The following is an 11,613-nucleotide window of genomic DNA, read 5'->3' as shown; positions in this document are numbered from 1 at the left end:
GAGTCTGTATTGTTTTGGGCCAAATCCGTGAAGATAAAGCCTCTGGCAAGGCGGGGAGGCAAGGTATGGAATTTCACGAAAATAAAGCAAAGCAGCCGTTTATTGGGTTTGTACTGATCTGGCGGGCATACAAGACGTGGCGGCTGCGAGCGCAAACGCGGCGCCTGTTGCAACAGATGAGCGATGAGCGGCTGCGGGACGTCGGGCTGCGACGCGATCAGGTGGAGTGATTTTTCTTCACCAACAAAGGCCGGGGGCTACCACCCGGCCTCTTTTTCATTCATGGTATTTATCAATTCATGCTTCTGATTAGTCTGTTTCTTGATACTTACCCTGATAAGTATTATTTTCTTCTCAGCGATGAGGGGAAGAAAACATGACTGAAGATGAACGGTTTGCCCGCCGCCCGATGGGGATGCGCATGGCAATGGTGGTGCGGCAGTGGCGGGCCATTATTGATGCAGCCATTACCGACACAGGCCTGACGCAGTCAAGCTGGACGGTACTGATGCAACTGTATCAACTGGGAGACAACGTCTCGGTCAGTGAACTGGCACAGGTGCAGGGTATTGAACTGCCGCCGCTGATGCGCACCCTCTCACAGCTGGAAAAGCACGGCTATCTGCTGCGTTCCACATCGCCTTATGACAAACGCATTCGCCTGCTCAGGCTGACCGAGCAAGGCCGCGCAAGGCTGGACGAACTCAACCGGGTGATAGAGACATACCAACATCGCGTCACCTGCACCATCCCTGAGGCGGAACTCGCTTCCTTCAGCGCCACGCTCAATCAAATCGCCTGCAATCTGCGGACAATCCGCGAAGAAGACAATCAACACTAAAAAACTATGATGACCCCAGAACAAAAATTTGCCCGTTGGGTAAGGGTGAGTATTGCCGCTTTCCTGGTAATATTCGCCTGGTTTATCGTTGCCGATATCTGGATCCCGCTGACGCCGGACTCCACGGTGATGCGCGTGGTAACGCCTGTTTCCTCACGCGTTTCCGGCTACGTCTCGCAGGTGCATGTACACAATAATAGCCAGGTGAAAAAGGGCGACTTGCTGTACGAACTGGATCCGACGCCGTTTATCAATATGGTTGAGGCCGCGCAAATTGCTCTTGAGCAGGCAAAGTTGAGCAACCAACAGCTGGATGCGCAGATCGCCTCTGCGCGTGCCAACCTGCGCACCGCGCAATTCAACGCCCGGAACGATAAGACCACCCTTGACCGCTATCAGCGCCTGAGTGCCATGCAGAACGTGTCGCAAGCCGATCTCGACAAGGTGCGCACCGCCTGGCAAACCAGCGAGCAGTCGGTGTCGGCGCTCAATGCCAGTATTCAGAACCTGCTGATCCAACGCGGCGAGCGCGATGAAAACCGCAACGTGACGCTGCAAAAATACCGTAACGCGCTGGAAGAGGCACAACTGAACCTCGGCTGGAGCAAAGTGTATGCACAGACCGACGGCACGGTGAGCAACCTCCAGCTTAGCCCCGGACTTTACGCCACTGCCGCCACGCCATTGCTGGCGCTGGTCAGCCACCAGACTGATATTGTGGCCGACTTTCGCGAGAAAAGCCTGCGCCACACTAAAGTGGATACCGATGCCGCCGTGGTGTTCGACGCCATGCCGGGCAAAGTTTTCTCTGCCCGCGTCACCAGCAGCGATGCCGGTATTCTGGCGGGCCAGGAGCAGGTTAACGGCCAGCTGTCGCAACCGGAACAATCTACCCGCTGGGTGCGCGATGCCCAGCGTATGCGTATTCACGTCGCGCTGAACGAACCGCTCAACACGCCGTTGCCGACCGGGGCACGCGCCACGGTGCAGTTGTATAACAGCGAGGGGATGTTCGCCCGCACCTTTGCCGGAGCGCAGATCCATCTCGTTAGCTGGCTGCATTATGTCTATTAACACCCTGGCTCACGTCTTTACGCCGCACGGGAATATTGTCTACACCGCCAATGATTTTCGCCAGACCCTGCGTATCTCGGTTGCCGGGACAATCGCGCTGAGTATCTCGACCTTTTATAACGTGCAGTACGGCGTGTTCTTTGTGGTTTATCCGCTGATGCTGCTGTCGCTGGTGCCGGTGTTCAACCGCCATGTGGCCAAACAGTTTGTGTTCAGTGCGGCGGTGAACTGCGTCGAAATGGTGCTGATTGTCGGCTATCTCTCACAATGGCCGCTGATTATGACGCTGGTGGTATTTGGCCTGTACGTGGTGCGTTTTCGTTTGATGAGCAAAGGACCGCTGTTTCTGTTCGGCTCAATGGGCGTGGTGTGCCAGAGCACGATGCTCAACTTTATGAGCTATCCCACCACCAACTGGCATACGCTGATGTTCTCCAATATGGAAGCCTGCGTCATGGCGGTGGCGCTGAGCGCGTTGCTGCATTATCTGATCCCGGACGTGGAGCCCCGCCAGCCGCCGCCGCGCATTGAGAAAGATGACGCCCGGGTTCGCCACGAATCGCTGCTTTCCGGTTCGGTGGCGACAATGATTTTTGTGGTCTTTCAGGTTTGTGACCTGAGCGATTCGCTGTCGGCGCTGATGGCGGGCATTTTGATCCTCTTTCCAATGCATTATCGCGGCGCGGTGTTGAGCTCTCTCTGGCGTGTGGTCGGCGTGGTGCTGGCTTGTCTGTACATTCTGCTGGTGCAACTGCTGGTGTATGATTTCAGCAACCATATGCTGCTGATGATGCCGCTGATTGGCCTTGGGCTGGCGTTCAGCGCCCGCCTGCATGTAATGGAAAAAGTCGGTGCGGGCGTGGGTTTTGCCAGTATCACCACCATCGGCATTATGTTCGGCCAGAACCTGCATCCGGACAGCGATCTGGTGTTCAGCGATCTCTACCGCATCACCTCCGTTACCGTCGCGCTGGTGGCCACGTTAACGATGGTATTTCTGGTGCACCGGATATTGAACTGCTTTGCGGCGACACGATTTGTGATCACCGAGTGAGTGGCTGGAATGCCGGATGGCGGCTGCGCCTTATCCGGCCTACAAAATTCAATTCCTGATCGTCAAATTGTGAAGCTATTTCCAACAATCCAGGTATAATCGTAAGATGATTGTATATACGTTTTTGTATATACAATTAGGGATGAAATACATGCCAATGGAGTTTGAATGGAATGCAAACAAGGCACAAAGTAACCACCGTAAACATGGTGTTCGCTTTGAGGATGCGGTATTGGTTTTCGACGATCCCCGGCATTTGTCCAGACAGGATCGGTATGAAAACGGTGAGTATCGGTGGCAGACCATAGGGATGATGCATGGTGTGGTGGCCATTCTGGTTGCCCATAGCGTTAGATTTGAAAGTGGCGTTGAAGTCATTCGTATCATCAGTGCCAGAAAGGCAGACAGTAAAGAGAGGAATCGTTATGAGCATGGTTAAACATAAACGCGGCTGCGTATCCGCGCTGAGTGCTCAGCATGAGGATGAACTGAAGGCGCTGGCGAACAAACCGGACGATAATATTGATTACAGCGATATTCCCGTGACCGAAGATGAGCAGTGGTCAGAGGCTCATCGCGGTAAGTTTTTCCGTCCGTTGAAAACGCAGACATCGGTGCGCATTGATGCCGATGTGATGGAGTGGCTAAAGCGCCCCGGAAAGGGTTACCAGACGCGACTGAATGCTATTTTGCGCGAGGCTATGCTGAGAGAGCAAAACAAGAAATAGCCTATACCGGGGCTGTGAGTGCCGGTATAGGCTGCACCTTATCCGGCCTACGGAAAGCGGGATTTCCAGGCCCGGGAAGCGTAACGCCACCGGGCATCATGCCAGGATGACAAACCGGTTACCACCATCACCAGCATGAAGGCCCTGAAGCAGCCAGAGTCAGACCGTGAACAGTGGGTTGTAACGCAGCAGGTAGGGTAAAAACAGGATTCATCCCTCTCCTCTGTAGGGAGAGGGACATGTTTCCGGATTTCTGGCGTGGCTGCGTTAGATCGCCTTTGCGCTATTTTCGTAGGTGTTGATTAGATGGTCGCGCAAGCTCCCTGTCCCGTGCATTGTCACCAAAAGATTCTGGCGCGCGCGGGTAAATCCGACATACAGACGCTTGATGTCGTCACTCAGATCTTCCTCATCCCTTTCCTTTGCGGCATCCATAATAGCCACTGAGTGAAATTCAAGCCCCTTACTGCTTGGTAAAGGCATTACACAAAGGAAATCATTTTGCGGCGACCAGTGCTTTTTGTCATCGCTGGTCACAATCATTTGGTAAGGGATGCTACGCGCCGCGAGACGTGGCCCCAGCATCCCCGAAATGCTGTAGGTTGAAGGGCAAAGTATGGCGATCTCTGACCATGCAACCCCTTGTTGTCGCTGCTCTGTAACCCAGTCGAGCACGTGGGTAATCTCCTCGTCCTGATTATCAAAGCTGGCCAGTGCTGGGTAATTTCCGGACAATCCACCCGCATCGGGCTGTTGGTATTTGAGCGCGGCTTCAATGTGATTATTGAGGTAGTTAAACGCCATGCTGCTGGCAAAATGGAGTATTTGCCGGGTATTACGATAGTTGGTATTCAGGATAGTAGTACGGCCGAGGGCCTTAATATTGACACTAGAGAGTGTGAAGTCGAGGGCTTTCTTTTTCTGGTAGATAGACTGGGCATCATCGTAGAGGAAAAGAAGTGAGTTATCTTTGTTGTCCGGCATACGTGCGAGTATTCTCAGCCACTCCGGTTTGAAATCGTGTCCCTCGTCTATCAGGACTGCGCTGTATTGCTCCGGTTTGATAATCCCCTCTTCAAATGCCACCGTCAGCGCATTTTCCATCAGCTCAATAAAGTTTTTGTTTTTCGGCGGAAGACAGTGATGTGCATTTAACTGTTGATAACACCAGGCATGAAAATGGATGACTTCGACGGGAAGTCTTAAAGTGTGCTGCTCAAGCTGTGATTTGAGTTTTTTGGCCAGCGTGATGTTGTAGCAAATTACCAGGATCGGCTTGGTGTTTTCAATATTGTTGGCAAGCTCAATACAGCGATGGTGCAAAATGAGCGTTTTACCGGATCCTGCCACGCCATGAATAACGCGGTGTCCTGCCCCCATGCTTCTGGCGAGTTGTTCCTGGTTCCTGTCCATCATGCAAACCACATCGGGGGTGTGGAACGTAAAATTGTCCAGATCAACCTGCGTAACGGATGCGTTAATGCGTACATCGGGATATAGATGCCATCGGATACGGTCGAGTTGCTGTGGTGTTGTGTGATGAGCGAAGTTATGTCTGAGAAGGGATTCGAGCCGGGCAGAGATTTGTTCCCTGGTCATAAACTCGCTGAGCTCGTCTTTGCAAATAACCTGACTGACTGGGAATAGTTCATTTAGTGCTTCGGGAGTAAAACTCTTTTCTAGCTGTGTTCGGGTGATGTTGCTCAAATAAACACCGAATCCATACGGCATAATAAAGTGGCCTTCATAATCTCCTTGTTGCTGGCGAAGCAGCGGATCTTTTTTTAGGCTATCGATAGTGTGAAAAGTATATTGACGAACCTGTTCGAGTGGGTTTTTGAACGGTTGAATGCCGTCTTTAGTTTCATAATGAATATGTGATTTGTTGGCGGATTTGATTTTTGTAATAAACCAGTCTTTCACTTCTATAAATAACAAACCTTTTTCGGGGGTTAGGATTACAAAATCCGGATACTCTTGTTTGTCCCCCATTCGGGTGTCATACCAGCAGGTACACTGTTCGCTGAGTCCCCCTTCCAGAAGTCTTGCCAGTCTTTTCTCGCCGGCAGTAATTTTCTCGCTACAACTGCTTATTGTGGGAATAATGATTGCCATGTTACGCCTACCAATTCATGAAGATTATATAAATATTATAAATTAATATTCTGATGGATATTAATAAAAACATGAATTCATCATGGTTAATGACATTAACAGACAATATTACAAACAGAAAGCGAGATATGAGATATTTGCTTCCGAGATACTTGCTCCCTTTCACAAATAAAAGGGAGCGGCTGTTTACTTCTTCAATCCCGCAAACGCGGCTCGGATCTCATCTTCCGGCAAATTAATACCGATAAACACCAGCTGGCTGTGCGGCTGTTCGTCGCCCCACGGGCGGTCCCAGTCGGCGCTGTACAGGCGCTGGACGCCCTGGAACAGCAGGCGGTTTGGTTCGCCTTCAATCCACAGCATACCTTTGTAGCGCAGCAGTTTCTCGGCAGATTCCAGCAGCAGGTTTTCCATCACCCGGGACACGTCGCTGATGTTCACCGGGTAATCCAGTTCGACGACGATCGAGGAGATATCGTTCTGCTTGTCGGCGATAAAGTGGAAACGCGGTTTGGCGCTGACCACGTTCTCTTCCAGCATGAAACCGTTGGTGTCGAACAGCAGCGAGAGATCGATATCGCCATGCGTGACGGTATACACCGGGGCGCGGGCGTTGATGCGCGCCAGGCGCTCTCGCAGTTTTTCGCTTTCGCCTGCCACGTCGGTTTTGGTCAGCAGAATTCGGTCGGCATAGCCCACCTGCGACTGGGCGATGGTGAACTGGTTCATCTGTTCGTCGGCATGCACTGCGTCAACCAGCGCAATTACGCCGTCCAGCAGGTAGCGTTCGCAAATGACTTCGTGGGAGAAAAAGGTCTGAATAATCGGGCCAGGATCGGCCATGCCAGTGCACTCAATCACCAGACGGTCGAAATTGATCGCGCCTTTGTCGAGGTTGTCGAGCAGATCTAACAGTGCGTCTTCCAGCTCACTGGAGCGGGTACAGCAAATACAGCCGTTGGTCAGGGTTTTGATCTGCGTGGCACGGTCGCCAATCAGCTGATCGTCCACTGAGACTTCGCCAAATTCGTTTTCGATAACGGCAATTTTGTAACCGTGCTGCTCGTTGAGAATATGGCGCAGCAGGGTGGTTTTACCCGCGCCAAGAAAGCCGGTGAGTAGGGTAACTGCAATCGGGGTCATTCATTTCTCCTTCTAACAGCAACTGCTTCCGCCGCTACCGTAGCGGGCTTCCTGGCGCTCGCGGAAGAATTCTTCGTAGGTCATGTACGGCTTATCGGGATGGTTGGTCTTCATGTGCTCGACGTAGTTGTCGTAGTCCGGAATGCCAATCAGCATCTTTGCCGCCTGACCGAGATATTTCTTTGCCTGACCTAAAGTACCAAACATAAAACGCCCCGGATATATGTTGAGCTCGTAGATGCAGGCTATTTCACTTGCCATTTTGACCGCGGGCAGTGCTCGCAATCCTCACGTACAGCGTGTACGCTCCGGTTGCTGCGCGCTGTCCGCGGCCAAACTGACTGCGCCAATTACGCCTGCGGCACTAAGTGATCCAGGCCGGGAGCGCAGCGCGCCACCCGGCTTCAGGTTAGTGGTGTGAAGAGGTCTTCACGCCGCCTTCCGGTACCGGTACATACGGCGTCTCTTTATCAGAGCGACCGTCGATGGCGCGGGCTTTCTGCCAGGTACGGAACCCGTAGAAAATGATGCTGTACACCACCACCAGGAACAGAATACTCAAGCCTGCGTTGGTGTAGTTGTTGACGACGATGTGGTTCATGTTGGCAATCTGCTGAGCGGTCAGTTCGCCGCCGTTAGCAATCTTCTCTTTGTACTGATTCGCCATGAAGAAGAAGCCTTCCATCTGCGGGTTGGTGCTGAACAGTTTCAGACCCAGCGCCCAGGTGGTGCAGATAAGCAGCCATACTGCCGGAACAACGGTAACCCAGATGTATTTGGTGCGCTGCATTTTAACCAGTACCACGGTGCCCAGAACCAGCGCCACGGCAGCCAGCATCTGGTTAGAGATACCGAACAGCGGCCACAGGCTCTTAACGCCGCCCAGCGGGTCAACCACGCCTTGATACAGCAGGTAACCCCACAGACCTACGCAGCCCGCAGTACCCACGACGCCAGCAACCAGGGAGTCGGTTTTCTTCAGGAATGGGACGAAGTTACCCAGTAAATCCTGCAGCATAAAGCGGCCAGAACGGGTACCGGCGTCCAGTGCGGTCAGGATGAACAGCGCTTCGAACAGGATACCGAAGTGGTACCAGAAGCCCATGTCAGCCATCGGCAGCACTTTGTGGAACACGTGGGCGATACCAACGGCCAGCGTCGGTGCGCCACCTGCGCGGTTCAGAACGGACGGCTCGCCGATGTCTTTCGCAGTTTGCAGGATCTGCTCAGGCGAAATCACAAAACCCCAGGAACTGACGGTTGCCGCCGCGTGTGCGGTGACGTCTTTCAACTGCGCCATAATCAGCGGCGCGTTCTCGCCACCCATTTCATGCAGGTTCGGCATGGTGATGCCAAGGCCCGCAGGCGGGGTGTTCATTGCGAAGTACAGACCCGGTTCGATGATGGACGCAGCAACCAGCGCCATAATCGCCACGAAGGATTCCATCAGCATCGCGCCGTAACCAATGAAACGCGCGTCGGTTTCACAGGCAAGCAGCTTCGGTGTAGTACCTGAAGCGATCAGCGCGTGGAAGCCAGATACCGCACCACACGCGATGGTGATGAACAGGAACGGGAACAGTGCGCCTTTCCACAGCGGGCCAGTACCATCAACGTACTGAGTCATTGCTGGCATTTTCAGTTCCGGGTTGAGAATAACAATCCCCACCGCCAGACCGACGATAACGCCGATTTTCAGGAAGGTCGCCAGATAGTCGCGCGGGGCGAGGATCAGCCATACCGGCAGCAGCGCAGAGATAAACGCGTAACCGATCAGGGTAAAGGTAATGGTGGTGTCTTTAAAGGTCAGCGCCGGGCCCCAGTACGGGTCGTGCGCAATCACGCCGCCGAAGTAGATGGAGGCAACCAGCAACACAATACCAATCACCGACACTTCGCCCACGCGTCCTGGGCGCAGGAATCGCATGTAGATCCCCATGAACAGCGCGATAGGTACGGTTGAGCAGACGGTGAACACACCCCACGGGCTTTCAGCCAGTGCTTTCACCACGATCAGTGCCAGTACTGCGAGGATGATGATCATGATTAAGAAGCAGCCAAACAGCGCAATGGTTCCCGGCACCGGGCCCATCTCTTCTTTGATCATCTCACCCAGAGAGGCGCCGTTACGGCGAGAAGAGATAAACAGCACCATGAAGTCCTGCACCGCACCGGCCAACACTACGCCAGCCAGCAGCCACAGCGTACCGGGCAGGTAGCCCATCTGCGCGGCCAGTACCGGCCCAACCAGCGGACCCGCACCGGCGATAGCGGCAAAGTGGTGACCAAACAATACGTTACGGTTGGTTGGAACGTAGTTCAGACCATCATTGTTGATGACCGCCGGCGTGGCGCGCGTCGGGTCAAGTTTCATCACCTTTTGGGCGATGTAGAGACTGTAGTAACGATAGGCCACCAGATAAACGGAGACAGAGGCGACCACGATCCACAGGGCGCTGATGTGTTCACCCCGACGTAATGCCACTACCGAGAGGCAGAATGCACCGATGATTCCGAGAATGACCCAGGGTATGTGCTTGAATATCTTTTTCGTATCCATAGTAAAACCTAATAATTGGCCGAGGCCGCTGGGGGGTTGATTGTGTGTTTGAGGAGATAAGTTGACTGCTATGTTGGGAGGATCTTGCCAGAGAGTTACGCGCGTAAAGTAAGGTAAATAAGTGAGTGGTTGTATGTCAGCTTAAGCGGTCCCAAGTGTCAGTGAGCGGTTCCTGGTGCCGGTGAGTGGGGATAATTATGTGATTGAGATCACTGATAAACGCCTTTAGATCCTGGGCTGACTGCGGGGATCGACGAATCGTCGATGCTGAGATCGATTCAGTTAGCACGAATTCCATAAAGTTTTCCCTTTCCAGGCCGAAAATTCTGACATCTGTCTAGCGGAAAGAGAAAACATGTTAAAACGAATGAAGATTGTTACCAGCTTACTGCTGGTATTGGCGCTATTTGGCGTTTTACAACTGGCCTCGGGCGGGTTGTTCTTTAACTCACTGAAGAATGACAAAGAGAACTTTACCGTTCTGCAAACCATTCGCCAGCAGCAGTCTGCGCTGAATGCCACCTGGGTTGAACTGCTGCAAACGCGAAACACCCTTAACCGGGCGGGTATTCGCTACATGATGGATCAGAACAATATCGGCAGCGGTGCGACCGTTGCTGAACTGATGCAGGTAGCGAGCACGGCGCTGAAACTGACGGAAAAAAACTGGGCGGTCTATGAATCTCTCCCGCGTGACCCGCGTCAAAGTGAAGCCGCTTTCCAGGAGATCAACCGCACCTATGACATCTATCATGGTGCGCTGGCGGAGCTGATCCAACTGTTGGGTGAAGGGAAGATCAACGCATTCTTTGATCAACCGACGCAAAGCTATCAGGATGGTTTTGAGAAGCAGTATGTCAATTACATGCAGCAGAATGACCGCCTGTATGACATTGCGGTTGAAGATAACAACAGCTCTTACAGCCAGGCGATGTGGGTACTGGCGTGCGTGCTGATTACCGTGCTGGCGGCGATTGTTGCGGTCTGGTTCGGTATCAAACTTTCTCTTATCTCTCCGATGAACCGTCTGATTGACAGCATTCGCCATATCGCCAGCGGCGATCTGGTAAAGCGCATTGATGTAGAAGGCTCCAACGAGATTGGGCAACTGGCAGAAAGCCTGCGTCACATGCAGGGTGAACTGATGAACACCGTGGGTGATGTGCGTAATGGTGCTAACGCTATCTATAGCGGTGCCAGCGAGATTGCCATGGGTAACAACGATCTCTCTTCACGCACTGAGCAACAGGCGGCTTCTCTGGAAGAAACTGCGGCCAGCATGGAACAGCTGACGGCGACCGTGAAGCAGAACGCCGAAAACGCCCGTCAGGCCAGCCATCTGGCGCTGAGTGCCTCAGAAACGGCGCAGAAAGGCGGCAAAGTGGTGGATAACGTAGTGCAAACTATGCGTGATATCGCTTCCAGTTCGCAGAAGATCGCCGACATTATTAGCGTCATCGACGGCATTGCCTTCCAGACCAACATTTTGGCACTCAACGCCGCGGTAGAAGCCGCACGTGCGGGTGAGCAGGGCCGTGGATTTGCGGTGGTTGCGGGTGAAGTACGTAACCTGGCCCAGCGTAGTGCGCAGGCCGCGCGCGAGATCAAGAGCCTGATTGAAGACTCGGTCAGCCGCGTGGATGTCGGTTCAACGCTGGTTGAAAGCGCCGGTGAAACCATGGATGAGATCGTCAATGCGGTAACCCGCGTGACCGATATCATGGGTGAAATCGCCTCCGCTTCTGACGAACAGAGCCGCGGTATTGATCAGGTTGGTCTGGCCGTTGCCGAGATGGATCGTGTGACGCAGCAGAACGCCTCGCTGGTGGAAGAATCCGCCGCTGCCGCTGCCGCGCTGGAAGAACAGGCCAGCCGTTTGACTCAGGCCGTTGCGGTGTTCCGTATTCAGCATGACCAACAGCGCGCGCGTGACGTTGCGGCCGCTAAACCGGTTTCAACGGTCCAGCCGCGTAAAGCTGCGGTAGCGGATGCCGGGGATAACTGGGAAACGTTCTAAGACTGTGATGCCGGATGGCGCTATCGCTTATCCGGCCTACGGGAAAGTTATGTCGACCCGATAAGGCGTAGCCGCCATCGG

11 protein-coding genes are annotated in these 11,613 nt (G+C 53.4%); 7 read left to right on the top strand and 4 right to left on the bottom strand.

The window, feature by feature from the left end; translation table 11 throughout:
• Positions 1 to 65: 65 nt before the first annotated feature.
• The 6 genes from SK32_RS24790 to SK32_RS12960 all read left to right on the top strand — a co-directional run bounded on the left by SK32_RS24790 (position 66) and on the right by SK32_RS12960 (position 3,697).
• Positions 66 to 230 carry a DUF1127 domain-containing protein gene (locus tag SK32_RS24790; RefSeq protein ID WP_075551416.1) on the top strand — a complete coding sequence of 55 codons (165 nt, stop codon included), beginning with the start codon at positions 66 to 68 and terminating at the stop codon, positions 228 to 230.
• A gap of 146 nt (positions 231 to 376) precedes the next feature.
• Positions 377 to 841, top strand: a complete 465-nt coding sequence (locus tag SK32_RS12980; RefSeq protein ID WP_048212801.1) for a MarR family winged helix-turn-helix transcriptional regulator — start codon at positions 377 to 379, stop codon at positions 839 to 841.
• A 6-nt stretch (positions 842 to 847) separates the two neighbouring features.
• Positions 848 to 1,915: an HlyD family secretion protein gene (locus SK32_RS12975; protein WP_048212800.1), complete on the top strand. Its 1,068-nt coding sequence runs from the start codon at positions 848 to 850 to the stop codon at positions 1,913 to 1,915.
• Entirely contained in the window at positions 1,905 to 2,969 is a 1,065-nt protein-coding gene (locus SK32_RS12970) for a DUF2955 domain-containing protein (protein WP_048212799.1), read from the top strand. Before SK32_RS12975 ends, SK32_RS12970 begins: the two co-directional genes overlap by 11 nt.
• A 151-nt stretch (positions 2,970 to 3,120) precedes the next feature.
• Positions 3,121 to 3,408 (top strand): BrnT family toxin, encoded by a 288-nt coding sequence (locus SK32_RS12965; RefSeq protein ID WP_048213476.1) that lies wholly within the window; start codon positions 3,121 to 3,123, stop codon positions 3,406 to 3,408.
• Positions 3,395 to 3,697 (top strand): BrnA antitoxin family protein, encoded by a 303-nt coding sequence (locus SK32_RS12960; protein WP_048212798.1) that lies wholly within the window; start codon positions 3,395 to 3,397, stop codon positions 3,695 to 3,697. The genes SK32_RS12965 and SK32_RS12960 overlap by 14 nt, the downstream gene beginning before the upstream one ends.
• Before the next feature lie 267 nt (positions 3,698 to 3,964).
• Here SK32_RS12960 and SK32_RS12955 read toward each other — a convergent pair whose 3' ends face one another.
• From SK32_RS12955 to btsT, 4 genes are all read right to left on the bottom strand, one after another.
• The gene (locus tag SK32_RS12955) at positions 3,965 to 5,812 is read right to left on the bottom strand and encodes a UvrD-helicase domain-containing protein (protein WP_048212797.1); all 1,848 of its coding nucleotides are present in this window, start codon (positions 5,810 to 5,812) and stop codon (positions 3,965 to 3,967) included.
• A gap of 186 nt (positions 5,813 to 5,998) precedes the next feature.
• On the bottom strand, positions 5,999 to 6,955 hold the full coding sequence (gene yjiA, locus SK32_RS12950) for a GTPase (RefSeq protein WP_048212796.1): 957 nt from the start codon (positions 6,953 to 6,955) through the stop codon (positions 5,999 to 6,001).
• Between the two features lie 12 nt (positions 6,956 to 6,967).
• Entirely contained in the window at positions 6,968 to 7,162 is a 195-nt protein-coding gene (locus SK32_RS12945; RefSeq protein WP_003830038.1) for a YbdD/YjiX family protein, read from the bottom strand.
• 202 nt (positions 7,163 to 7,364) lie between these two features.
• Positions 7,365 to 9,515 carry a pyruvate/proton symporter BtsT gene (gene btsT, locus SK32_RS12940; protein WP_048212795.1) on the bottom strand — a complete coding sequence of 717 codons (2,151 nt, stop codon included), beginning with the start codon at positions 9,513 to 9,515 and terminating at the stop codon, positions 7,365 to 7,367.
• Positions 9,516 to 9,870: 355 nt separating this feature from the next.
• On the opposite strand from btsT, the gene tsr reads away from it, so the two are divergent.
• Positions 9,871 to 11,532 carry a methyl-accepting chemotaxis protein gene (tsr, locus tag SK32_RS12935; RefSeq protein ID WP_048212794.1) on the top strand — a complete coding sequence of 554 codons (1,662 nt, stop codon included), beginning with the start codon at positions 9,871 to 9,873 and terminating at the stop codon, positions 11,530 to 11,532.
• Positions 11,533 to 11,613: the final 81 nt, after the last annotated feature.

The sequence above is a fragment of the Citrobacter sp. MGH100 genome, assembly GCF_001034465.1.
GTDB lineage: Bacteria > Pseudomonadota > Gammaproteobacteria > Enterobacterales > Enterobacteriaceae > Citrobacter > Citrobacter youngae.
The sequence above is the reverse complement of the archived record's forward strand: the minus strand, read 5'-3'. Positions and strand labels throughout refer to the sequence as shown.